The organism is Leeia aquatica (assembly GCF_012641365.1).
Taxonomy (GTDB): Bacteria; Pseudomonadota; Gammaproteobacteria; order Burkholderiales; family Leeiaceae; genus Leeia; species Leeia aquatica.
The window spans coordinates 78498-103179 of sequence record NZ_JABAIM010000002.1; the positions used below are offsets into that span (position 1 = coordinate 78498).

Here is a 24682-nt window from a genome sequence, read left to right on the forward strand (position 1 = left end):
GCATTATAGCGATGCTGCAGGAATTTCACAATACCGATTCGTTAATCGCTTCCAGCTCCATCTGCAAGGACAGCCAGCGCTCCTCCAGCTCCGCCAGGCTGGCTTTCAGCTTGACTTGTGTCTGCAAGCATTGCTGCAGTGCCGCTTTTTGCTCAGCCTCATACAAGCTGCTGTCATTGAGCCGCGCCTCTACCTGAGCCAGCTCAGCCTGCTGGGCAGCCAGCTCCGGCTCCAGGCGGGCCAGCTTGTTTTCCAGCGGCTTGCGCAGCTTGGCCAGCGCTTGCCGCTGCTCGGCTTCAGCACGCTTCTGCGCCTTGCGGTCTACCGACGGCGTGGCATCAACCGCGCTGTCGTTGACCACCTGGGGCTGCTGCTGTTGCAGGAAATCCCGGTAATCATCGAGGTCACCCTCATAGTGCTGCACCCGGCCATGCCCGACCAGCCAGAACTGGTCGGTGGTGGTCTTGAGCAGGTAGCGGTCGTGCGACACCACAATCAGCGCACCTTGATACGCTTGCAGCGCCAGTGTCAGTGCGTCCCGCATTTCCAGATCCAGGTGGTTGGTCGGTTCGTCCAGCAGCAGCAGGTTCGGTCGCTGCCAGATCAGCAGCGCCAGCGCCAGCCGGGTTTTTTCCCCGCCGGAAAACGGCCGCACCGGCCCGGTCGCCATATCACCATGAAACATGAAGCCGCCGAGGAAGTTGCGGAACTCCTGCTCGCGCCCCTGTGGGTCCAGCCTTTGCAAATGCAGCAAGGGCGATGCATCGGGGTCAAGCTGTTCCAGCTGCTGCTGCGCAAAATAGCCAATCTGCAGGCCTTTGCCTTCCAGCCTTTGCCCCGCCAGCGGGGGCATCACACCGGCCAGCAGTTTGACCAGGGTGGACTTGCCGGCCCCGTTGACCCCGATCAGGCCGATGCGCATGCCATCCAGCACCTGCAGGTCTACCTTGCGCAAGATGGTCTTGTCGCCATAGCCCGCATCCACCTGCTCCAGCTTCAGCAGCTGTTGCGGCTGGCTGACCGGCTCCAGAAATTCAAACTGGAAGGGTGACTCCACATGCACCGCCGCCACCTGCTCCATCCGCTCCAGCGCCTTGATACGGCTCTGTGCCTGCCGGGCCTTGGTGGCCTTGGCGCGGAAACGGTCAATATACGACTGCAGGTGCGCCACTTGTCGCTGCTGCTGCTCGTACAAGGCTTGCTGCTGAGCCAGCCGCTCGCTGCGCTGGCGTTCAAACGCCGCATAGTTGCCGCTGTACAGCATCAGTTGCTGCTGATCCAGATGCAGGATGCCCTGCACCACATTGTCCAGCACATCACGGTCATGCGAGATCAGCAGCAGGGTGCCGGGATAGCGCTGCAGCCAGTTCTCCAGCCAGATGACTGTTTCGAGGTCCAAGTGGTTGGTCGGCTCATCCAGCAGCAGCAGGTCTGAGCGGCACATCAGCGCCTGCGCCAGATTCAGCCGCATGCGCCAGCCACCCGAAAAGGATTTGACCGGCGCATCCAGCTGGGCATCCGTAAACCCCAGCCCATGCAGCAAGGCGCTGGCTCGCGCCTTGGCGGTATAACCGTCGATTGCGCGCAGCAGATCGTGACAATGGCCGATACCCTCGCCATCATGGCGAGACTCCGCCGCCGCCAGCTCGGCTTCTACCTGCCGCAGCTCACGGTCCCCGTCCAGCGCATAATCGAGCGCCGAACAATCCAGCGCGGGCGTATCTTGCGCCACATGCGCCACCACCCAGCCTGCCGGAATCGAGACATCGCCTTGGTCCGGGTGCAACTCGCCACGTAGCAGACTGAACAGGCTGGATTTGCCACAGCCGTTATGCCCGATCAAACCAATGCGCTGCCCCGGAAATACCGTCACACTGGCGTCCTGCAGCAAAACCTTCTGGCCACGCTGCAAACCCAGCTTTTTGATAACAATCATGATTCCTGCTCTTGCCCAGCCAGATCGGCGGGCCTGTTCAATTCATCGTCGCTGGCAGCCGCATTGTCGGCCACATAGCGCAACTGCTGTAACGCAATGCCATCCGGGTGTGTCATCGTCCCATCCAGCACAAACCCTGCCTGTCGGTAAGCTGCAATGGCCGCCTGATTGGCCAGCCCGGTGGTGACGTAGACCCGCTGTTGATCACGCAGGACCCATTGCAGCAAACGTCGGGCCAAACCCTTGCGAAAATGGTCTGGGTGTACCACCAGTCGATTGATCGCACGTTGCCGAGGTGCCGGGCTCTCCCAGCCCACCGCAGCCACCAGCACCTCATCCAGATAGCAGCCCAGCACCTGCTCGCCGCAGGCCTGCAAGTCAGCCACACTGGCCCGCAATGGCGGGAAGTCGGACACGCCCAGCCAGCCCGCCTCGACCCGGTACGCCGCCTGCTGTACCGTCCACAAGGCGGTAGCCTGCGCGACATCCGACAGGTCCAGTTGCCGCAGGCGGGGCACTGAAGCCAAGCAGCGCAAGGCCTCTTCCAGCGCTCGCTGGATGGCACGCTGGCGGACCGTGATGCGGTCACCCGGAAAATGGCAGCACACCGTCTCCACGTTGCCTGGCTGCGCCCAGGCCAGCCAGACGGTCCCTACCGGCTTGGCCTCCGAACCGCCCCCAGGCCCGGCAATACCACTCACCGCCAGCGCCAGTTGCGCCCCACTGCGCAGACGAGCGCCCTCGGCCATTTGCCGCACCACCGCTTCGCTCACGGCGCCGTGAGCGATCAGGGTCGCCTCCTCCACCCCCAGCAGACTGTGCTTGGCGGCATTGCTGTACGTCACCCAGCCCTGATGGAACCAGGCCGAACTACCGGCAATGTCGGTCACCGCTGCGGCAATACCGCCACCGGTGCACGATTCCGCCGTGCTCAGTGTCCAGCCGGCTTCTTGCAGGGCCTGTCCCAGCTGCGTGGCCAGCGACCGGATGTGCACCAGCCGCTGCGCTTCATTCTGGCTCATTAGGATTGCCTCAATTGACGGTGCCAGGCCAGTAGCCCCTGCGTAGAAGCATCATGTTCGCCCTCCCCCTGCCCTTGCAGCTCAGCCATCACCGCCTGCGCCAGCTGCTTGCCATACTCGACCCCCCACTGGTCAAAGGAGTTGATTCCCCAGATCACGCCCTGCACAAACACCTTGTGCTCATACAGGGCCAGCAGTGCACCCAGTGCTGCCGGGGTAAGTGCGTCCAGCAGCAGGGTGTTGCTCGGTTGGTTGCCAGGGAACACTTTGTGCGGCAGCAGCCGCTGTGCTGTCGCGTCGTCCACACCCGACTGCTGCAGCTCCAGCCGGGCTTCTTCACGGGTCTTGCCGCGCATCAGTGCCTCGGTCTGTGCCACACCGTTGGCAAACAGGTGATCCTGGTGCAGCCCATGCTCATGCAGGCTGTTCACGCAGACAATAAAGTCTGCCGGAATCAGGCGCGTGCCTTGGTGCAGCAACTGGAAGAAAGCGTGCTGTACATTGACGCCCACATCACCCCAGATGATCGGGCCGGTATCAAACCCCAGACGCTCCCCATGGCTGCCGATGCGCTTGCCGTTGGATTCCATGTCCAGCTGCTGCAAGTGCGCAGGCAAACTGCGCAAACCATGCACATAGGGCATCACCGCGTGGGTATGCGCCTTGAAAAAGGTGTTGTACCAGATGCCCATCAGGCCCAGCAGCACCGGCATGTTTTCCGCCAAGGGCGCATTGAAAAAGTGGTCATCCATGGCGTGACCACCCGCCAGAAAAGCATCAAACGCATCCATGCCGATGGCCAGTGCCACCGACAGGCCAACGGCTGACCATACCGAATAGCGCCCCCCTACCCAGTCCCACATGGCAAAGGTCTGTGCCGGCGCAATACCGAATGCCTGCACCGCCGTCAGATTGCTGGACACCGCAACAAAGTGCTGCGCAATGGCGGATTCATCGGGGGCGGCTGCCAGCAGCCAGGTACGTGCGGCCTCGGCATTGAGCCGGGTTTCCAGCGTGGTGAACGACTTCGACACCACGATGAACAGGGTGCGCGCCGGGTTCAGGCCACTGAGCACCCGGTGCAGCTGCTCGGGGTCAATATTGGACAGAAAATGCACCCGAGGGCCAGGTGCTTCGGGTGCCTGCAAGGCTTCCACCACCATGCGCGGCCCCAGGTCCGAGCCACCAATGCCGATATTGACCACATCGGTGATCGTCGCCCCACCATACCCCCGCCACTGGCCAGCGCGCACCGCATCCACCAGCACCCGCATCTGCTCACGCACCGCATGCACCTGCGGCATCACCGCCTGCCCGACGACCGTATAGCCCTCCTGCTCAGGATGGCGCAGGGCGACATGCAAAGCCGCACGCTGTTCGCTGTAATTGATCGGCGCGCCTGCCCGCATGGCCTGCATCTGCTGTGGCAGCCGTGCGGCCTGGGCCAGCTGGCATAACAGGGCAATGGTTTCTTCGTTGATGCGGTTCTTGCTGTAATCCAGCCGCAAGCCGGCAGCCGTCAGCGAAAAGCGGGCAAAGCGGTCGGGCTGACGGGCAAACAGGTCCCGCATGTGCCAATCCGCCGCCTCACGATGGTGGCGGATCAACGCTTGCCAGACCGGAGTGTGCTGGATGACGTAACGGCTCATGCGGGCAGGGGCAGGCGGCGATCAGAGCTTGATGAAGTGCTCACGGTAGTATTTCAGCTCTTCAATCGACTCGTAGATGTCTGCCAGCGCCTCATGCTTGCCATGCTTGGTCAGCCCCTTGGCCAGCTCCGGCTTCCAGCGTTTCATCAGTTCCTTCAGGGTGCTGACGTCCAGATTGCGATAATGGAAGAACTGCTCCAGTTTGGGCATCCAGCGGGCCATGAAACGGCGGTCCTGACAAATGGAATTGCCACACATTGGCGACACCCCTTGCGGGATGTGTGCAACAAGGAAAGTCAGCATGCGTGCTTCGGCCTCAGCTTCATCCAGCACGGAAGCCTTTACCTTGTCGATCAGGCCAGATTTGCCATGGGTGCCCTTGTTCCAGGCGTCCATACCATCCAGCACGGCATCGCTCTGGTGCACCACCAGCACCGGACTTTCTGCAATGGTATTGAGCTGGGCGTCGGTGATGACGGCGGCCAGCTCGATGATGCGGTCGCTGTCCGGCTGCAGGCCGGTCATTTCCATGTCCACCCAGATCAGATGGCTACTATTGTTCGACATGGGGTATCCTAGTCAGCGGTTTGCTAAAACAATCCTTCATTCTACCTGATTCCGTGGCCGGCCCCTATGCTTTAGCCTTGCCTTGGGCTTGATTTACCGTACCTTGCCCCCATTTCCGCTGGGTATCCGCACCTGAACCTGACCATGACCACGCTTAACTGGTTTTCCATCCTGATCATTACCCTGCTTGCCCTCAGTACCGGGCTCCAGTGGTGGCTCACGTCCCGTCAGATTCGGCACGTACAGGCCCACCGCCCTGCTGTTCCGGCTGATTTTGCCGCAGACATCAGCCTGGCGGATCATCAGAAGGCCGCCGATTACACCGTCGCCAAAGCCCGCCTCTCGCGTTTCGGCATCGTGCTGGATGCTGCCTGGCTGCTGGCAATCACTCTGGGGGGAGGCATGGCACAGCTGCATGCCGTGCTCGGCCAGTGGTTCAGCTCACCGCTGTGGCATGCCGTGGCTACCGTCATCAGCCTGTTGCTGCTGCAATCCTTGCTGCAATTGCCACTCAGCCTGTGGCGCACGTTCCGGCTGGAGGCCCGCTTTGGCTTCAACCGCATGACGTTGCCACTATTCCTGATCGACATGGTTAAAGGTGCCGCCTTGGGTGCCGTGGTGGGCATTCCCTTTCTGGCGGGCGCCCTGTGGCTGCTGCAGAGCATGGGCGCGTACTGGTGGTTGTATGTGTGGCTGGCCTGGCTGGGCTTTAATGTCCTGATGCTGGCGCTATACCCCACTTTCATTGCGCCGCTGTTCAACCGCTTCAAGCCGCTGGAAGACGAGACCCTGAAAGCCCGTATTCACCAGCTGTTGCAACGCTGCGGCTTTGCCAGCTCCGGCGTCTTTGTGATGGATGGCTCCCGGCGCAGCAGTCACGGCAATGCCTACTTTACCGGCTTCGGCCAGAACAAGCGCATCGTGTTCTTTGATACGCTGCTGGAGCGCCTGAACCCGGAAGAGATTGAATCGGTACTGGCACACGAGCTGGGGCATTTCAAGCGCAAGCACATCATCCAGCGCCTGATCTGGATGTTCCTGATGGCGCTTGTTGCACTGGCTGCGGCGGGCTGGACCTTGCAGCAAGCCTGGTTCTATCAGGGTGTGGGCCTGGCTCAGGTCGATACCTCACTGGGGCTGTTCCTGTTCTTCTGCATTGCGCCGCTGTTCACCCTGCCGCTGGCACCGCTCTCCAGCCACTTTTCACGCAAGCATGAGTTTGAGGCGGATGCCTTTGCCGTCGAGCATGCCAGTGCGAACGCGCTGGTCAGCGGCCTGGTCAAGCTGTACCGCGACAATGCCAGCACGCTGACGCCGGACCCGGTACACTCCCTGTTTCATGATTCCCACCCCCCTGCAGCCATCCGCATTGCTGCGCTGCATGCCGCACGAGGTTAAGCCATGTTTCTGCTCAAACTGCTGATTCCATTGATGCTGGCATGTGGTGTGGCTGCCGCCCAAGCCACCTGCTGCCAGCCGCAAACCGAACCGGTCAAGGTCAGTATGACGCGCCCGACCCCAATGACTGAACCGGCGCCCTTGCTGAGCGGGGTGCAGGTACAGGATGTCGAGCTGCGCCACCTCGTCACCTACCTGCAACTGCAAGCCGCCGCGCCAAAGCCCTGAGCAATGGCAAAGCAATCCAGCGCATCACAAGCAGGGACGCAGACCGGCCTCGTCATCCAGAGCTTTGGCCGTCGCTACTCGGTAGAGACGGAAGGCGGCATCCTTAGCTGCGTGACCCGGGGCAAGAAAACTGACGTAGTCTGCGGCGATCAGGTGCAAGTGCGCATCAGCAGCCCTGGCGAAGGGGTGATTGAGGATATCGACCCACGCCACAGCCTGCTCTACCGGCAGGACGAGTGGCGCATCAAGTCGATTGCCGCCAATGTCAGTCAGATCATCGTGGTCACGGCGGCGGTTCCCGCCTGCCACGAGGCCATGCTCAACCGCTGCCTGGTCGCCAGTGAAGCCGCAGGCATTCCGTGCATCCTGTTGCTGAACAAGGCCGACCTGCCGGAAAGCGCCGCACTGCAGCAGCGGCTTGGCCGCTACGAGCAGCTCGGCTACCGACTGGTGGTGCTCTCCGCCAAGCAGGATGCCCAACCCTTGCGCGCGCTGCTGCAAGGCCAGACCAGTGTGCTGGTCGGCCAGAGCGGCATGGGCAAGTCCACCCTGGTCAATGCATTGCTGCCTGAGGCCAGCGCGCGCACCGGCGACATTTCCACCGCGCTCAATTCCGGCAAGCACACCACCACCTATGCCACCCTGTACCATCTGGACGCGCAGAGCCGCTTGATCGACTCCCCCGGCATGCAGGTATTTGGCCTGCACCAGATTGAAGCACGCCAGCTGGCGGAATGCTTCCCGGAGTTTCGCCCCCATCTGGGGCAATGCCGCTTCAACAATTGCTGGCATCGGGTCGAGCCCGGTTGCGCAATCGCCGCAGCAGCAGAGAACGGTGAGATTGACGCAGCGCGCCTAGCGTTTTATCGCGAGCTGCTGGCCGAGCGGGAGAGCAGCCGTTAGCCCCGGCAGAGGCTGCCCGTCACCAATCGGTTTGGCTGCCAGCCGCAAGCGCGGGTAAAATACCGCTTTTCCTTTGCAGCAGCCATCATGACTGATCCCCGACACGCCAATCTGCAACGCGACCCGACGGCCGCCGAAGCACATGGCCATATCCGCAGCTACGTTCGCCGGGCAGGCCGGGTCACCGAAGCTCAGCAGCGCGCGCTGGAAACCCTGTGGCCCCGCTTTGGCGTCGCTTACACCGAGTCCGCGCTCGACTTCCCTGCCCTGTTTGAGCGGGATGCCCCCACCATCCTTGAGATCGGTTTCGGCATGGGCGGGGCCACCGCCGACATCGCCGCGCGCCACCCGGAAAACAACTACATCGGCGTGGAAATCCACCCGCCCGGCGTGGGCAACCTGCTGAAGCTGATCGGCGAGCAGCAGTTACACAACCTGCGGCTGATCCAGCATGACGCCGTGGAAGTGCTGCGCGACATGATCCCGCTTGGCAGCCTGGCCGGCGTACACATCTACTTTCCGGACCCGTGGCACAAGAAGCGCCACAACAAGCGGCGACTGATCCAGCCTGCCTTTGTCGCCAACCTGTGCCGCTATCTGGGCAAGGATGGCTATCTGCACTGCGCGACCGACTGGGAAGAGTATGCCGTGCAGATGCTGGAAGTGCTGAGTGCAGAACCCTCGCTGTACAATACGGCAGAGGGCTATGCCCAGCGGCCAGAGTGGCGTCCGCTGACCAAGTTTGAGCAACGCGGCCTGCGGCTGGGTCACGGCGTGTGGGACCTGCTGTTCCGTAAACGCTAAGCTCGGCAGCCCCATGAAAAAACCCGCCATCTGGCGGGTTTTTTCATGGGGCTCACACCGCTTAGTGCGTGAACGGGTGACGCATCACGATGGTCTCTTCGCGATCCGGGCCGGTCGAGATCAGGTCGATTGGCGCACCACATACCTGGCCAATGCGCTCCAGATAGGCGCGAGCATTGGCAGGCAGGTCTTCGTAGCGCTTCACGCCAACCGTGCTTTCCTTCCAGCCTGGCATGTCTTCAAACACCGGCTTGCAGTCTGCCACCAGCTCGGCGCCAAACGGCAGGATGTCGTAACGCACACCATTCATTTCGTAGCCAATGCACAGCTGGATGGTTTCCATGCCGTCCATCACGTCCAGCTTGGTCACGCACAAGCCCGATACGCCATTGAGCTGAATGGAGCGCTTCAGCGCTGCCGCATCGAACCAGCCGCAGCGGCGGGCACGGCCGGTGGTGGCACCGAATTCGTTACCACGCTTGGCCAGATAGGCACCGGTATCGTCGAACAGCTCGGTCGGGAACGGACCGGAGCCCACACGGGTGGTGTACGCCTTGGTAATGCCGAGCACATACTGCAGCATTTGCGGGCCGACACCCGCACCCGGCGAAGCGGCACCGGCGATACAGTTGGACGAAGTCACAAACGGGTAGGTACCGTGGTCCACGTCCAGCAGCGAGCCTTGCGCGCCTTCAAACAGGATGGGCTTGCCGGCCTGGGCCAGCTCGTACAGTTCACGTGATACGTCCGCCACCATCGGCTTGATGCGGTCGGCAAACGCCAGCGACTCGTCCAGCACCTTCTGGAAATCGACGGTATCAGCCTTGTAATAATGCTTGAGCGCGAAGTTGTGGTAGTCCAGCACTTCACCCAGTTTGGCGGCAAAGCGCTCGCGGTAGAACAGGTCTTGCAGGCGAATGGCGCGGCGGGCCACCTTGTCCTCATAAGCCGGGCCGATACCGCGACCGGTGGTGCCGATCTTGGCCTCACCCTTGGCGGCTTCGCGCGCCTGGTCCACCGCACTGTGGTAAGGCAGGATCAGCGGGCAGGCTTCCGAAATGCGCAAACGGGTTGCCACTGCAACACCGGCATTTTCCAGTTTGTCGATTTCATCCAGCAGCGCTTTGGGCGACAGCACCACACCGTTGCCGATATAGCAGGCTACGCCTTCGCGCAGGATACCGCTCGGGATCAGGTGCAACACGGTTTTCTGGCCACCGATGACCAGCGTGTGACCGGCATTGTGGCCGCCCTGGAAGCGCACCACGCCTTGAGCATGATCGGTCAGCCAATCGACGATCTTGCCCTTGCCTTCATCACCCCATTGGGTGCCAATCACCACTACATTACGAGCCATTGTTCAGTTCCTCGACACTCGGTATGCCGCGATTTCGCGGGTGTATCCAGACAGTATAGATGCCGTGCGCGGTTCAGGCGCGCGGCAACACCAGCCACTGCCCATCCTGCAGGCACAGCTGATGGCTGGTAACCGGCGCTCCTTCACCCAGATCGCGGATTACCACTTCGCCCTGCGCACGCAATTGCGCCACCGTATCCTGCAACGCCGCGTCCATCTGCTGCGGTGCCAGGATGCTGCGCGGCAATTTCCCGCACGGCAAACCGCGTAGTATATCGCGCAAGTCGAGGCTAAAGCCAGTGGCAGGACGTGCGCGGCCAAACATTTGTCCCATATTGTCGTAGCGACCACCGCGGGCAACCGGGTTGGGCCAGCCATCGGCAAAAACGGAGAACACCAGCCCGTTGTGGTACTTGCCAGTGCGCAGCTCGCCCAGCTCGATGGACACATTCATGCCCTGCTGTTGCAGCACGTCTGCCAGTGTGCCCAGGCTGGCCAGACCCTGTTGGATGTCCGGCAGTGCAGGCAAGCGCTCGGCAGCAGCCTGCAACACAGCCGCATCACCAAACAGGGTGGGCAAGGCCCGCATCCCGCTTTGCAGATCAGCAGGCCAGTCTGCCGTCAGGCGCTCGATGGTTGGCTGATCTTTCAACTGCAAAGCCGCAAACAAATCGTCCTGTGCCAAACCGGACACACCCGCCGCCCGGCACAGGGCACGGAAAATCCCGACATGCCCCAAGTCCACCTGCACTTGCGGTACACCCAGCACCTTCAGCGCTTCTACCGCCAGACCGATCACTTCGACATCCGCTTCGTGGGTCGTGCTGCCGTACAGCTCAGCCCCCAGCTGCAAGGGCTCGCGGCTCGACAGATGACCGTTTGGGCGAGTATGCACCACATGACCGGCGTAGCACAGCCGGGTAATGCCCTCACGGTTCAGCAAGTGCGCGTCAATCCGCGCCACCTGCGGCGTCATGTCCGCCCGCAGGCCCAGCATGCGGCCGGACAGTTGATCCACCAGCTTGAAGGTTTTCAGATCGAGGTCGTCGCTGACACCGCCCGTCAGCGATTCCAGGTATTCGATATGCGGCGGAATCACCAAATCGTAGCCATGGCTGCGAAACAGCGACAGCACCGCGGTGCGGGAGGCTTCAATCTGCCAGGCAGCTTCCGGCAGCACGTCTTCAATGTATTCGGGCAACAGCCACAATTGCGTCATGATGGACTCAGCACCACAGGAGGATCACACCTGCCAGCACCGCCAGCAGGCCAAAGAACCGCAACTGGCCATCGCGGTATTGCAACACACGCAACAAGGTCTGCCGCCATTGCTGCGGGAGCAGCAAGGGCAGCAGACCTTCATAGATCAGCAGGAGCGCCAGCGACTCCTGCCACGGAAAACGGCTCACTTGCCGGCGGGTTTGGCCGGCGCTGCGCTGCCACCGCCCGGGCTCTTCATATACTTGAAGAAGTCTGAGGACGGATCCAGCACCAGTACATCCGATTTCTTGTTGAAGCTGTTCTGGTACGCCTGCATGCTCTTGTAGAAGGCGTAGAACTCCGGATTCTGGCTGAAGGCTTCGGCGTAGATGCGTGCCGCCTCGGCATCGCCCTCACCGCGCAGCTCTTCGGCCTTGCGGTAGGCTTCGGCCAGAATCACCTTGCTTTGCCGATCAGCCTCGGCCTTGATGCTGGTTTCTTCCTTGGTACCCATCGCACGCTGACCATTGGCCACCTGACGGCGCTCAGCCTTCATCCGCTCATACACCGAGCCACTGATGTTATCCGGGAAATCCACCCGCTTCAGGCGCACGTCCAGCACTTTCACACCCAGACCACTGGTTTCGGCATTCACCTTGTTGCGAACGTTAGCCATCACCTCATCGCGTTTGCCGGTAATGACATCGGCCACCGTCAGGTTACCAATCTCGTCGCGCAAGCGACTGTTGACAATCTGCTTGATGCGGTTCTCCGCGACAGCCGTATCGCCACCGGTTGCACGGTAGTACTGACCGGCATCCGCCACCTGCCATTTGATGAAGCTGTCCACCAGCAGGTTCTTCTTTTCCTTGGTGTTGTAGGGGTCTGGTGCTTCGGCATCAATGGTCTGCACCCGGCGCTCGAAGAAACGCACCGATTGCATGAACGGGATCTTGAAATTAATCCCCGGCTCCTTGACGGTCTTGACGATTTCACCAAACTGGAACACCAGCGCGTACTGGCGCTGATCCACGGTGAACATGCTCAGATAAGCTGCCCAGATGACCAGCAGCAGCATGAACAGGGTACTTAATACGCGGTTCATCAGCGACCCTCCCGCAGTGGTTGGCCGGCATCCGGGCGTGCGGCATCCTGTGCAGGCGCAGCAGGGGTCACCACAGTCCGCGCAGGCTCAACCGGCGTGGCAGCCGGAGCCGTGGCGGTGTTCATCATCTTGTCGAGCGGCAGGTAAAGCATTTGACCACCGTTACGTTGATCCACCAGCACCTTGCTGGTGTTGCTGAGCACCTGCTGCATCATGTCCAGATACAGACGCTGACGCGTCACGGCGGGAGCCTTGGCATACTCTGGCAGCACGCGCATGAAGCGGGCCACATCACCCTTGGCGCGGTCGATCACCGCATCACGGTCACCCTTGGCTTCCGCCAGCAGCTTGGCGGCCTCACCTTCGGCTTCTGGCACCACCTTGCTGCGATAGGCCTCACCCAGGCTCTTGCGCTGCTCGCGGTCCTGCACCGCTTTGGTAGCGTCATCAAACGCATCCAGCACTTGCTGCGGCGCCTGTACATTGCTGATGTTGACCTGCGTAATGCGGATACCGGTCTGATAGCGCTTCAGCACTTCCTGCACCGTGGCCTTGACGTCGGCGGCGATACGCAGGCGGCCTTCGTTCAGCACCGCATCCACCTTGTTACGCCCCACCACTTCGCGAATGGCGGCTTCACCCACTTGCTTGACCACTTCGCTCTCGCTGCGGTTGCCGTCCATCATGTTCTGGAACTTGAATTTGACCGGGTCTTCAATGTCGTACTGAATCGACAATTGCACATCAATGATGTTCTGGTCCTGGGTCACCATTTGCGCCTCTTCAGGCGCCTTGTTCTTGGTATCCCCTTTGTAACCAATTTCCACGCTGCGCACTTCGGTCAGGTTCACCTTCTCCACCGTCTCCATCGGGAACGGCAGGTGCCAGTTCAAACCTTCACGGGTCAGCTCATGGTATTTGCCAAAGCGCAGCACCACGCCACGCTCGCGAGCATCCACCACATAAAAGCCAGACGCCAGCCATAGCGTGGCCAGCACGCCGATGATCAGGCCCGCACCACCAGCAGCACCGGCATTGCCCGAGCCATTGCCGCCCGGGCCAGCGCCTTTGCCGCCACCAAACATCCCGGCAATCCGGGCGTTCAGGCGGCGAAACAATTCGTCCAGATCCGGCGGACCATTTTGTCCACGGTTACCCCATTGGGAGTCGCTCATCGTCTTCCTTGCTTCCAGGTCAAAGGAACCAGTTCAACCATCCAGTGGCGACCAGTCCGGGCCTACGGCATCCGGCATCGCCACCTCAACGCTACCCACCTGCACCTCACGCAACACTTCACGCAGGGCATCCAGCCCCGCGCCGGTCAAGGCACTGACGCGAACCGCGCTGATTTTACCATAATCGTCCCGCTCAACCCCGGCCAACTGGCCGGGCCGCAGGTCAACCTTGTTAAAGACCAGAATTTGCGGAATCTGTTCCGCACCGATCTCGCGCAAGACCTTGTTGACTTCAATAATGTGCTGATCACGCAGCGGATGGCTGCTGTCCACCACATGCAGCAGCAGATCGGCGTGCACGGTTTCTTCCAGCGTGGCGCGGAAGGCGGCCACCAGGCTGTGCGGCAACTGCCGGATGAAACCGACGGTATCAGACAACACCACTGACTCGTTTTCACCCAGAAACACTTTGCGACTGGTGGTATCGAGCGTGGCGAACAGTTGATCCGCGGCATAAGCACGGGCGTTGGTCAGCCGGTTGAACAGCGTGGACTTGCCCGCATTGGTATAGCCGACGATGGACACCGAGAACACACCACCACGGTGGCGTGAACGCCGCTGCACACTGCGTTGTTTCTGCGCCTTGGCCAGACGCTCGCGCAACAGTTTGACCCGTTTGCCGATCAGTCGGCGGTCGGTTTCCAACTGGGTTTCACCCGGGCCACGCAAGCCAATACCACCCTTTTGTCGCTCAAGGTGAGTCCAGCCTCGCACCAGGCGCGTAGAGAGATGATCCAGCTGCGCCAGCTCCACCTGCAGTTTCCCTTCAAAGCTCTGCGCACGCTGGGCAAAGATGTCGAGTATCAGGCTGGTGCGATCAATGACCCGGCATTGCAAAGCCCGCTCCAGATTACGCTCCTGCGCGGGAGAAAGCTGATGGTTGAAGATCACCACAGACGCCTCAACCGCACGCGCCACTGTGGCGATTTCCTCCACTTTGCCGCTACCAGCAAACAAGGCGGGATCAGGCCGGTCACGACGCCCGGTCACCTCATGCAGGGTATCGATCCCGGCACTGCGGGCCAGTTCGCGCAACTCGGCAAAACTTTCCAGAAAATCGGGGTCGCCAAAATCCAGCGCCACCAGCACGGCACGATCGCCAGCATCAGGACGGTCAAACACCAGAGGGACTCTTGCAGGCAGTGCCGGGGGAGGATTCCCCCGGCGTCAAAACATCAGGCATCCGCAGCGGGTTGCTCGAACGGAATGGATACAGGGCGGGCGGGCACAACCGTAGAGATGGCGTGTTTGTACACCATCTGGGTCACCGTATTGCGCAGCAGCACCACGTACTGATCAAACGACTCGATTTGCCCTTGCAGCTTGATGCCATTTACCAGGTAAATGGAAACCGGAACATGTTCCTTGCGCAGGATGTTCAAAAACGGGTCTTGTAGGATTTGCCCTTTGGCACTCATTGCAGCCTTCTCCGATCATGGTAGGTTCTTATAATGCCCTCTCCACGGAGAGGGCGGGGGCCAGCATATGGTTCACTGTAATGGATTTCACCGGAAAATACCAACCGGCCATACAGCCAGCCCGGCCTCCGGTCAGGACTTCTTGCCACCTCGCGGCGCGCCACGCGGCTTGCGGGGTGTCGGCGCGCTCACCGGCTTGCGGCGTGCACCCGGTTTGCTGCTGGCTCGCCCCGGGATCGGGGCTTCCTTCGGCGCAAACGGGTTGTCGCCCCGCTTGAATTGCACCCGCAACGGCGTCCCTTCCAGCTGGAACATCTTGACGAAGCTGTGCTCCAGATATCGCCAATAGCTGTCCGGCACATGCTCCAGCGACGTACCATGCACCACCACCACCGGCGGATTGCTGCCGCCCTGGTGCGCATAACGCATTTTCGGGCGGAACATGCCAGCACGCGGCGGTGCCTGTTTTTCGGTCGCCAGTTGCAAGGCACGGATCAGTTGCGGAGTACTGAGCTTGACCATCGCCGAGCTGTACGCTTTGTCGATGGACTTGAACAAGCCCCCCACACCATCGCCCTGCAGTGCCGATATGAAGTGGAGCTTGGCAAAGCTCAAAAAGTTCAATTTGCGCTCAACTTCGCGCTTGATCATCTCGCGCTGTTCAAGCGGCAGGTTATCCCACTTGTTGATGGCAATCACCAGCGCACGGCCACTTTCCAGAATAAAACCTGCCAGGCTGGCATCCTGATCGGAAATCTCCAGCTTGGCATCGAGCACCAGCACCGCCACATTGGCGTCTTCCACCGCTTGCAGCGTCTTGATCACCGAGAACTTCTCAATGGCTTCGGTTACCTTGCCGCGGCGGCGCACACCCGCCGTGTCGATGATGGTGTAAGGCTTGCCTTCGCGCTCGAAATCAATATAGATGCTGTCACGGGTGGTACCCGGCGCATCAAACGCGATCACCCGCTCTTCACCCAGGATGCTGTTCACCAGCGTGGATTTACCCACATTGGGGCGGCCGATGATGGCGATCTTGGGATGCTGGCTGTCTTCTTCCTCCGCTGCGGGCGGGAAATCGGCCAGCACCAGATCGATCAATTCACGCAGACCATCGCCATGGGCGGCAGAAATGGCCAGCGGGTCACCCAGGCCGAGTTCGAAAAACTCAGCGGTAACGACATCGCGCCGCATGCCTTCGGCCTTGTTGACGGCCAGCCACACCTTGCGCCCGGTCTTGCGCAGCTGATCCGCAATTTGCTTGTCTTGCGGGGCCAGCCCTTGACGGGCGTCGACCAGAAACAGCACCACATCGGCTTCATCCACCGCCTGCAGGGTCTGGCGGGCCATCTCGTGCAGGATGCCCTCTTTCACCACCGGCTCAAAACCACCGGTGTCGACCACCAGATAATCCTTGCTGCCAACCTTGCCATGACCATAGTGACGGTCACGCGTGAGGCCGGGAAAATCCGCAACCAAGGCATCACGTGACTTGGTTAAGCGGTTAAACAGGGTCGACTTGCCGACATTCGGCCGTCCAACCAGTACCAACGTGGGTTTCATGCTTATTCCTGCTGGCCTCAGCGCAAGCTGATGCCGTAAACACTGCCGTTGCTGGTTTGCACCAGCACCGTTTCATTCATCACACGCGGCTGAGCCACCACCGCGCTGCCATCCAACTGTCGCCGTGCTACCAGATGGCCATCATCTGCACTCAAGGCATGCAGCACGCCCAGGCCATCAGCCACCAGCACAAACCGCCCCAGCGAAGCCGGGCCGCTGACAGCACGGTAGCGCAAGCGGTCCTGCTTCCAGGCGCTGGCACCGTTACGCCGATCAAACGCCACAATCGAGCCGTTGCTGTCGGTCACGTACACATTGCGTGCATCCATGCTGAGGCCACGCTCACTGCTGATATCGCGTGACCACTGTTGCTGGCCATTACGAGCATCGAAGCACGCCACCTTGCCTTGATAGGCCACGGCACACACTTGTTGACCATACACGGCGGGTGCACCCACCACATCGGTCACGCGCTCCAGCTCCGTAGCACCACGTGGCAGCGCTACAGTGGCTTCCCACAGAATCGTGCCGCGTGTCAGGTCAATGGCCAGCAACTTGCCGCCCCCCAGCCCCACATATGCCGTATCCTGATCCAGGGTACCCGCACTATAGCCACGCAAGGCCAGCGCAGGCTGGTTACGGCTGATCTGCCATTTGCGTGCGCCATTACCCAGACCATAGCCGGTCAGCTTGCCGTCGCCCGTGCGCACCAGGACGGTAGTCTCACCCACCAGCGGCGCAGCCAGCACTTCACTGCCGACAGCGGTTTGCCATGCTGGGCGGCCATTGGCTTCATACGCCATCAGCTCACCACGAGCACTCACCACGACCACCTTGCCGCCACCCGCCCCGACCCCGGCAGACAAAGGCTTGCCCACGCTGATGGCAACCCCGCCATCCACCTGACGGATCAGGCCGTCGGTCCCAGCCGCAAATGCGCGACCCTGGGTTTCATCCGGGCTGAACCAGAAATCACCCGCCGAACCGACCTGACTCTGAAAACGCACATCCAGACTCGCGGAAGGCACAAACTCACTCAGGGGTGTTGGTGGATTGGCTTTTTCGCCAGATGTCCACAATGAGCAGCCGCCCAGCGCAGCAGTCGCCGCAGCAGCCAACAGGATACGGGTGGTAAAAGCCATTATTTCACGTCCCCCAGTGCATCGATTTGCATTTCCAGACGGGCCTTCAATTGCTCATCCGACTTGGCCCGCTCCAGCGCTTGCTGGTAGGCCAGCCGGGCCTCCTTGCGCTTGTTCATGGCCACCAGCAAGTCCCCTTTCAGGCTCAGCGCAGAAGCCTGCAAGCCCTCGCCCTTGATGCTGGCCAGCGCGGAGAGGCCCAGATCATACTGCTTGGTATCCAGATAGACAGTGGCCATACGCAACTGGGCCATGTCTTTCACCGGCGCCTCTTCGGCGTGCTCAGCCACCCACTTCAGGTCCGCCAGCGCAATCTTGGTATCACCCGCCTCAAACGCGGCGCGTGCCGTCAGCAAAGCGGCACGAGGGGTAAAGGCGGACTGCGCGGACTCCTTTTGCAGCTGAGCCAGCTCAGCACGCGCCTGCTTGACCTTGCCCGACTGCAGCGCCTGCTGTACCGCCTCAAAGCGGGTATCCGCGGCCTCAGCCTGCTGGTTTTGCCAGTACTGCCAGCCTTTGTAGCCACCCAAGGTCAGCAAGGCCAGTACCACCACGGCGATGACCAGCTTGCCGTTATCCGCCCACCATGCCTTGAGGGCATCTATCTGTTCCTGCTCTTGCAAATCGTAAGCTGCCATGCCTTCACTCCAGCCTTATCGGTATTTCTTTGATGTTCAGTCGTGTGCGTTACTACGCAAAAGGGCAGCCACTGCAGCCACCGCCACCCGTTGTTGTTCGCCACCCTCACGGAGGTCTTTCACGGTGACCTGCCCGGCCGCCGCTTCCTCGTCGCCGATGATCAGGGCAAAGCGGGCACCGGCCTGATCTGCCTTCTTCATTTGGGACTTGAAGCTGCCGCCGCCCATATGCTGCTGTACCGAGCATCCCTCAGACCGCAGCTGCATGGCGACGTTCCAGGCCAGCGCTGTAGCGGCCTCACCCTGGTGTACCAAATAGGCATCCAAAGCCTGCACCGGCAACGGGCGCTGTTGCGATTCCAGAATCAACAGCAGGCGCTCCAGGCCCATGCCCCAGCCGGTTGCCGTGTTCGGCTTGCCGCCCATCTGCTCGATCAGCGCGTCGTAGCGCCCGCCCCCGCAGACGGTAGACTGCGCACCCAGGTGATCCGTCACCCACTCGAATACGGTCAGGTTGTAATAGTCCAGCCCGCGCACCAGACGCGGCGTAATCTCATAATCGACACCCGCTGCCTTGAGGCGGGCCTGCAATCCGTCGAAGTGGGCCAGCGAGGCATCGTCCAGAAACTCAATCAGTTTGGGCGCAGCTTCCACCATGGCCTGCATCGCCGGATTCTTGGTGTCCAGCACCCGCAATGGATTGCTGTACATCCGCCGCTTAGCTTCTTCGTCCAGCACATCCTGATGGGCTTCCAGATAGGCAATCAGTTTCTCACGGTGTGCCGCGCGGCTGGCCTTCTCGCCCAAAGTATTGAGCTGCAGGCGCATGCCGGTCAGGCCCAGCCGCTGCCACAGGTCAGCCAGCATGATGATCTGCTCGGCATCCATATCGGGCCCAGCGTAGCCCAGCGCCTCGACACCGACCTGGTGGAACTGGCGGTAACGGCCACGCTGCGGTCGCTCATGACGGAACATCGGGCCGGCGTACCACAGCCGCTGCGGGCTGTCGTACAGCAGATTGTGCTCCAGCACCGCGCGCAGGCACGAGGCGGTCCCTTCCGGTCGCAGCGTCAGGCTATCGCCATTGAGCTGGTCGGTGAAGGTGTACATTTCCTTTTCGACAATGTCCGTTACCTCACCGATGGAGCGCACAAACAGCTCGGTCGGCTCCACAATCGGGGTCCGGATATTACGGTAGCCATAGGCATGCAGCCACTCGCGCAACACTGCTTCCAGTGCCTCCCAACGGGCAGACTGGAATTCCGGTGCTGCTTTGGCGACCGGCAGGATATCGTTCATACCTTTAACGGCTTGCAGGGTTTTGGCCATGACTCGAAACAGGATTCTGGTTGAATGAGGTTGAACAGGGGTGCAAGCAGGCTTACACCGCGTGAATGGGAATGGTCTTGCTGCTACGTCGCTTGGCGCCACCCTCACAGTAACGGGTGCGCACATACTCTTCTACAATCTGCTGGAAGGCCTCGGCAATACCTTCGCCTTTCAGGGTGACCGTCTTCTCGCCATCCACATAGACCGGGCAGACCGGTACTTCGCCCGTCCCCGGCAGGGAGATGCCAATATCCGCTAGCCGGGATTCGCCCGGGCCGTTCACCACACAGCCCATCACCGCCACCGACATGTCTTCAACACCGGGATACGCCAGACGCCATACCGGCATCTGATCGCGCAGGTATTGCTGGATCTTGCTGGCCAGCTCCTGGAAAAAGGTACTGGTGGTACGACCGCAACCCGGACAGGCCGTCACCAGCGGTGTGAACGAACGCAGGCCCATGGTTTGCAGAATCTCCTGCGCCACCACCACCTCACGGGTGCGGTCGCCACCCGGCTCCGGCGTCAGGGAAATGCGTATGGTATCACCGATCCCCTCTTGCAGCAGCACAGCCAGGGCGGCCGTAGACGCCACAATGCCCTTGCTGCCCATGCCGGCCTCGGTCAAGCCCAGGTGCAAGGGATAATCACAGCGCCGGGAGAGCTCACGGTATACCGCGATCAGGTCCTGCACATGGCTGACCTTGCAGGACAGGGTAATCATGTCGCCCGACAAGCCCAATTCCTCGGCCTTGGCCGCAGATTCAAGCGCAGAAACAATCAAGGCTTCGCGCATCACGGCGTCAGGCGACAGCGGGGTCTCCCGGCGGGCATTTTCATCCATCATACGGGCGGCCAGTTCCTGATCCAGGCTGCCCCAGTTGACGCCAATGCGTACCGGCTTGTTGTACTCGACGGCAGTACGGATCATGAAGGCGAACTGCTCATCACGTTTGCTGCCGCGCCCGACATTGCCCGGATTGATGCGGAACTTGGCCAGCGCTTCGGCACATGCCGGATGGTCGCGCAACAAGCGATGACCATTGAAATGGAAATCACCCACCAGCGGTGCCGGGCACCCCATGGCATCCAGCTCACGGCGGATCAACGGCACTGCTGCTGCAGCTTCGGCTGAGTTGACGGTAATGCGGACGACCTCCGAGCCGGCCTTCCACAGCGCATGAACCTGCGCCACCGTTGCGGCGACATCCGCCGTATCGGTATTGGTCATCGACTGCACCATGACCGGGGCATCGCCACCGACCAGGACATGGCCAATGCGGACTTGCCGGGTTGGGCGGCGGGGCATACTCATGGACGTCATGTTCTAAAACTGTTTTCTACGGACAGGATCATTCGGAGCTGGCCTGGGGCAGCGTCAACCGCGCCACATTGGCCTGCACATAGGGCTGCAGGTCGATTGGCTGGCCATTGTACTCCAGCTTGACGTGACCGGCATTGCCGACCTTGAGCTTGAGCGGCGGCGTACCACTCAAGGTGATCGTCTGATGCGGAGGGGTCAGCTGGGAATACAGCTTGCCACCCTTGCCATCAAACACTTCGATCCAGGCCGCCTCTTCCGTCAGCAATACCAATTGCTTGCCGCCACCAAGCGGCGCGGAAGCCGATACGCCGCTGGCACTGACGTCCAGGGGCGCGGCGGCACCCACCAAGGGCTCGCCCTCACTGGCAGCAGGCAGATTGACCTCCAGATCCACGCCGCTGGCCGCTGACACACTGGCGGCAGGCTGACGCAAACTCGCCCACCACTGTTGCAGCTGCTGCTGATGCTGCCAGCCCCACCAACCCGCAGCGCCCAGACCGCCTGCAATCAGCACGGTGAACAAGGCTCGCCCCACCGGGAAGCGTGAGCGATTGCGCACCTCAACGGGGGTGGCGCGAATGGGGCTACTTGAACGCGGCACCGTTGCGGGAATCAGCACATCCAGCTGAGCCATCAGTGCGTCCATGTCCAGGTCAAGCAGGCGCGCATAATTCTTTAGCGCCCCCCGCAGGATGACCGGGCTGGAGAAGCCATCCAGCTGCCCCTCTTCCAGTGCCCGCAACTGGCTTACCGAAAACTTCAGCTGCTGGCTCACTTCTTCCAGCGAACGGCCTTGTGACTCTCGGGCTTGTCGTAGATGCTGCCCCAATGCGGCAGGGCTGATGATGCCTCCGGCTTCTGGTATCGCCTCACTCATCCCAGGCTCCCCGCCGCAGCAGCTCGGCCTCACGCGACTTCGGGAACAATTTCTGCAGCTGTGCCGAAGTGCTGTCTACCGCGTCCTGCCGCCCCATCTGCCGATAGGTACGGGCCGCCAGCCACAGCAGCTCGGGGGCCTGAATATTGGCCTCCTGCATTTTCTGCAGCAGCTCGGACACCGTATCGAAATCCTTGCTCAGGTAGCGCAGTTGCGCCAACTCATACATCGCCGGGATCATCTCGGGGTTACGCTTGAGGGCACGCAGGAAGTGGGCATCCGCCGCAGCCAGATCGCCCGCTTTTCGTGCACATACCCCGGCTCGGTAATAGGCGAGATCCGGGGATTTGTATAGCGGATCGCGTGCCGCCATCAGCATGTAATCCAGCGATTTGGCCGGATTGCGCTGGCAGACAAACCAGCCGTAATTATTGTTGTACTCGGAGTTCTTGGGCTCCAGTTTCAGCGCCTGATTGAAGTTGCGCTCAGCCAGCTCCGGCTCATCCAGCGCCATGTACACCACGCCCAACGCATGGTAGCCCACTGAAATTTCGGGGTAGGCGTTCTTGGCGGTTTCAGCCTCTTCCAGCGCCGCATTCAGGTTGTTGATCTGCAGGTATGAGAATGCCAGCTCGGCATGTACCCGGGCACGCTGATCCTTCAAGGCTGGGGGGTCATCCTCCGCCACCGCCATGCCCGCCATCAATATCAACACTACCCCGCACGCTTTACGCCACATATTCACCGTGACTCCTCGCTCAGCTTCTGCCATTTGATCTGACGGCGCGTCTTGTCATGCACTTGTCCTGCAAGCTGCCCACAGGCGGCGTCGATATCATCGCCGCGGGTCTTGCGCACCGTTACCACATAACCAGCGGCGATCAGAGTATCACGGAAACGGCGAATCTGCTCACTGCGCGAGCGGCGGTAGCCTGAGTTGGGGAATGGGTTGAACGGGATCAGGTTGAACTTGCACGGCACATCCCGGACCAGCGCCAGCAACTCTTGCACATGACGGTCAGTATCATTGACACCGTCCAGCATCACATACTCAAACGTCACGAAATCGCGTGGCGCTTTTTCCAGATAGCGCAGACAGGCAGCCATCAGTTCCCGCAGCGGGTACTTCTGGTTAATGGGCACGATTTCGTCACGCAAGGTATCGTTCGGCGCATGCAGGCTGACCGCCAGCGCCACCGGACAATCCTCACGCAAGCGATCCATGGCGGGTACAATACCCGAGGTCGACAAGGTAACTCTACGGCGGGACAGACCATATGCGTGGTCATCCAGCATCAGGCGCATGGCAGTCACGACATTGTCGTAATTGGCCAGTGGCTCCCCCATCCCCATCATCACCACATTAGAAATGATGCGCTCCCCTTTGGGGTCATGCCCGAGGGAGCGATTGGCCCACCACAGCTGGCCTATGATCTCGGCCACCGACAGGTTGCGGTTGAAACCCTGACGCCCGGTGGAGCAGAAGGTACATTCCAGCGCACAGCCCACCTGGGAAGAGACACACAGGGTGCCGCGATCATCTTCCGGAATGAAGACAGTTTCGATGGCACCGGCCGTACCCACATTCAGCGCCCACTTGCGGGTACCATCTTCTGACTGCTGCTCTGCCACCAGCGTAGGTGGCGTGATCTCACAATGGCGCGCCAGCTTTTCCCGTGTCGCTTTGGCAATATCGGACATGTTCTCGAAATCCGACTCGCCAAACCGGTGAATCCAGCGCAGCAATTGTTTGGCGCGGAAAGGCTTTTCGCCCTGCTCCACCAGAAAGGCGGTCATGCCTGGCAAATCAAAATCCAGCAAATTGGTCATGCTCACCTCACTGACACCTCGCAGCCTCACCCTGCATCAGCAGGCCGCGCCATAAAAAACGATGGCGTCGACCCTGCCCCGCAGTCGACGCCCTTTACCCGGAGAACGGTTCGCTTAGCGGCTGAACACGCTCGACTGCGGGAAGAAGTAAGCGATTTCCACTGCAGCAGTTTCCACAGCGTCAGAGCCGTGCACCGCGTTGGCATCGATGCTGTCCGCAAAGTCAGCACGGATGGTGCCCTTCTCAGCCTTCTTCGGGTCGGTTGCGCCCATCAGTTCGCGGTTCTTGGCGATTGCGCCTTCACCTTCCAGCGCCTGGATCATCACCGGGCCGGAGACCATGAAGTCCACCAGATCCTTGAAGAAGGGGCGCTCTTTGTGCACAGCGTAGAACCCTTCGGCTTCCGCACGGGACAGATGTGCCATGCGTGCAGCCACCACCTTCAGGCCTGCTTTTTCAAAGCGGCTGTAGATTTCACCAATCACGTTCTTGGCAACAGCGTCCGGCTTGATGATGGACAGGGTACGTTCGATAGCCATGAGATACTCCAGCGACAGTTCAGATTCAAAAGCCCACAAATAGCGAGCGGATCAAAGTTAATCGCCGAGTATACCAGACATTCATCTCTCGCGCATGACATACACACCATCAAGGCTGCAAGGTCTTGCACATCCATACCACCTCATCATCAACACCGGGAGGATAAGGCTCACGCCCACACTCCGAGTAACCCAACCGGGTGTAGAAAATCAGGTTTCCGGGCAGTCTGCGTCGCGTACCCAGTTTCATGTGCGACACCCCCGCCTCAATTGCATGCCGTTCCAGCGCCATGACCAGGTATCGTCCAACGCCCGTACCCTGCTGACTTGGGTGTACCGCAATGCGTTTAAGCCAAGCCTGACCATGACTCATGACCCACGCACCGGTTGCGATCACATCCTGGCCGGAGCGCACCAGCATGGTGCCACCATGCCCCTGCAAACTGGAGAGCAAACTCGCTTCACTCATGTCCAGCGCGGAAGGCCGGCTGGGCAGAATGCCAACATAAGGCTGGAAAGCTGCCTGTATCAGCTGATAGACATAAGGAATATCCTTCGGCTCCACCTGTCCAACCGACCAGTCCGTCTCGAACAGCATGCTTCACTCCGCTTTGCCA

General features: G+C 60.8%; 25 protein-coding genes. 4 read left to right on the top strand and 21 right to left on the bottom strand.

Going from position 1 to position 24682, the window contains the following annotated elements; translation table 11 throughout:
• Positions 1–25: 25 nt before the first annotated feature.
• From HF682_RS09465 to orn, 4 genes are read right to left on the bottom strand one after another with little or no spacing between them, the layout of a single operon-like run.
• Complete coding sequence (locus tag HF682_RS09465) at positions 26–1936, bottom strand: ATP-binding cassette domain-containing protein (protein ID WP_168877057.1); 1911 nt, start codon at positions 1934–1936, stop codon at positions 26–28.
• Positions 1933–2958, bottom strand: a complete 1026-nt coding sequence (locus HF682_RS18000) for a nicotinamide-nucleotide amidohydrolase family protein (protein WP_168877058.1) — start codon at positions 2956–2958, stop codon at positions 1933–1935. Before HF682_RS18000 ends, HF682_RS09465 begins: the two co-directional genes overlap by 4 nt.
• The gene (gene pgi / locus HF682_RS09475; protein WP_168877059.1) at positions 2958–4607 is read right to left on the bottom strand and encodes a glucose-6-phosphate isomerase; all 1650 of its coding nucleotides are present in this window, start codon (positions 4605–4607) and stop codon (positions 2958–2960) included. The genes HF682_RS18000 and pgi overlap by 1 nt, the downstream gene beginning before the upstream one ends.
• Positions 4608–4628: 21 nt before the next feature.
• A complete protein-coding gene (gene orn / locus HF682_RS09480) occupies positions 4629–5174 on the bottom strand; it encodes an oligoribonuclease (protein WP_168877060.1) in 546 nt (181 codons plus the stop codon).
• A gap of 144 nt (positions 5175–5318) precedes the next feature.
• Here orn and HF682_RS09485 point away from each other — a divergent pair, with 144 nt between their 5' ends.
• The 4 genes from HF682_RS09485 to trmB all read left to right on the top strand — a co-directional run bounded on the left by HF682_RS09485 (position 5319) and on the right by trmB (position 8507).
• Positions 5319–6572, top strand: coding sequence for a M48 family metallopeptidase (locus HF682_RS09485; protein ID WP_168877061.1), 1254 nt, complete (start codon positions 5319–5321; stop codon positions 6570–6572).
• A 3-nt stretch (positions 6573–6575) separates the two neighbouring features.
• The gene (locus HF682_RS09490; RefSeq protein ID WP_168877062.1) at positions 6576–6800 is read left to right on the top strand and encodes a hypothetical protein; all 225 of its coding nucleotides are present in this window, start codon (positions 6576–6578) and stop codon (positions 6798–6800) included.
• Between the two features lie 3 nt (positions 6801–6803).
• Positions 6804–7703, top strand: a complete 900-nt coding sequence (gene rsgA / locus HF682_RS09495; protein ID WP_168877063.1) for a ribosome small subunit-dependent GTPase A — start codon at positions 6804–6806, stop codon at positions 7701–7703.
• 87 nt (positions 7704–7790) lie between these two features.
• Positions 7791–8507, top strand: a complete 717-nt coding sequence (trmB, locus tag HF682_RS09500; protein ID WP_168877064.1) for a tRNA (guanosine(46)-N7)-methyltransferase TrmB — start codon at positions 7791–7793, stop codon at positions 8505–8507.
• 61 nt (positions 8508–8568) lie between these two features.
• Here trmB and HF682_RS09505 read toward each other — a convergent pair whose 3' ends face one another.
• From HF682_RS09505 to HF682_RS09585, 17 genes are all read right to left on the bottom strand, one after another.
• The gene (locus tag HF682_RS09505; protein WP_168877065.1) at positions 8569–9864 is read right to left on the bottom strand and encodes an adenylosuccinate synthase; all 1296 of its coding nucleotides are present in this window, start codon (positions 9862–9864) and stop codon (positions 8569–8571) included.
• Between the two features lie 73 nt (positions 9865–9937).
• Entirely contained in the window at positions 9938–11083 is a 1146-nt protein-coding gene (locus HF682_RS09510) for an ATP phosphoribosyltransferase regulatory subunit (protein ID WP_168877066.1), read from the bottom strand.
• A gap of 7 nt (positions 11084–11090) precedes the next feature.
• Positions 11091–11273 (bottom strand): DUF2065 domain-containing protein, encoded by a 183-nt coding sequence (locus tag HF682_RS09515; protein WP_168877067.1) that lies wholly within the window; start codon positions 11271–11273, stop codon positions 11091–11093.
• Positions 11270–12169 (bottom strand): protease modulator HflC, encoded by a 900-nt coding sequence (gene hflC / locus HF682_RS09520; RefSeq protein WP_168877068.1) that lies wholly within the window; start codon positions 12167–12169, stop codon positions 11270–11272. The genes HF682_RS09515 and hflC overlap by 4 nt, the downstream gene beginning before the upstream one ends.
• Positions 12169–13344 carry an FtsH protease activity modulator HflK gene (gene hflK / locus HF682_RS09525; protein WP_168877069.1) on the bottom strand — a complete coding sequence of 392 codons (1176 nt, stop codon included), beginning with the start codon at positions 13342–13344 and terminating at the stop codon, positions 12169–12171. The genes hflC and hflK overlap by 1 nt, the downstream gene beginning before the upstream one ends.
• Before the next feature lie 33 nt (positions 13345–13377).
• A complete protein-coding gene (hflX, locus tag HF682_RS09530) occupies positions 13378–14526 on the bottom strand; it encodes a GTPase HflX (protein ID WP_168877070.1) in 1149 nt (382 codons plus the stop codon).
• 53 nt (positions 14527–14579) lie between these two features.
• Entirely contained in the window at positions 14580–14822 is a 243-nt protein-coding gene (gene hfq, locus HF682_RS09535; RefSeq protein ID WP_168877071.1) for an RNA chaperone Hfq, read from the bottom strand.
• Between the two features lie 132 nt (positions 14823–14954).
• Complete coding sequence (gene der / locus HF682_RS09540; protein WP_168877072.1) at positions 14955–16385, bottom strand: ribosome biogenesis GTPase Der; 1431 nt, start codon at positions 16383–16385, stop codon at positions 14955–14957.
• Between the two features lie 17 nt (positions 16386–16402).
• Positions 16403–17527: an outer membrane protein assembly factor BamB gene (gene bamB, locus HF682_RS09545; RefSeq protein WP_168877073.1), complete on the bottom strand. Its 1125-nt coding sequence runs from the start codon at positions 17525–17527 to the stop codon at positions 16403–16405.
• Positions 17527–18165, bottom strand: coding sequence for a YfgM family protein (locus tag HF682_RS09550; RefSeq protein WP_168877074.1), 639 nt, complete (start codon positions 18163–18165; stop codon positions 17527–17529). Before HF682_RS09550 ends, bamB begins: the two co-directional genes overlap by 1 nt.
• A gap of 36 nt (positions 18166–18201) precedes the next feature.
• Positions 18202–19494 (bottom strand): histidine--tRNA ligase, encoded by a 1293-nt coding sequence (gene hisS / locus HF682_RS09555; RefSeq protein WP_168877075.1) that lies wholly within the window; start codon positions 19492–19494, stop codon positions 18202–18204.
• A 52-nt stretch (positions 19495–19546) separates the two neighbouring features.
• Positions 19547–20818: a flavodoxin-dependent (E)-4-hydroxy-3-methylbut-2-enyl-diphosphate synthase gene (gene ispG, locus HF682_RS09560; protein WP_168877076.1), complete on the bottom strand. Its 1272-nt coding sequence runs from the start codon at positions 20816–20818 to the stop codon at positions 19547–19549.
• Between the two features lie 28 nt (positions 20819–20846).
• Positions 20847–21695, bottom strand: a complete 849-nt coding sequence (locus HF682_RS09565) for a RodZ domain-containing protein (protein ID WP_168877077.1) — start codon at positions 21693–21695, stop codon at positions 20847–20849.
• The gene (gene pilW, locus HF682_RS09570; protein WP_240947251.1) at positions 21688–22434 is read right to left on the bottom strand and encodes a type IV pilus biogenesis/stability protein PilW; all 747 of its coding nucleotides are present in this window, start codon (positions 22432–22434) and stop codon (positions 21688–21690) included. Before pilW ends, HF682_RS09565 begins: the two co-directional genes overlap by 8 nt.
• 2 nt (positions 22435–22436) lie before the next feature.
• The gene (gene rlmN, locus HF682_RS09575; protein ID WP_168877079.1) at positions 22437–23525 is read right to left on the bottom strand and encodes a dual-specificity RNA methyltransferase RlmN; all 1089 of its coding nucleotides are present in this window, start codon (positions 23523–23525) and stop codon (positions 22437–22439) included.
• Positions 23526–23639: 114 nt separating this feature from the next.
• The gene (ndk, locus tag HF682_RS09580) at positions 23640–24065 is read right to left on the bottom strand and encodes a nucleoside-diphosphate kinase (RefSeq protein ID WP_168877080.1); all 426 of its coding nucleotides are present in this window, start codon (positions 24063–24065) and stop codon (positions 23640–23642) included.
• A 109-nt stretch (positions 24066–24174) separates the two neighbouring features.
• Complete coding sequence (locus HF682_RS09585; RefSeq protein WP_168877081.1) at positions 24175–24663, bottom strand: GNAT family N-acetyltransferase; 489 nt, start codon at positions 24661–24663, stop codon at positions 24175–24177.
• Positions 24664–24682 lie beyond the last annotated feature (19 nt).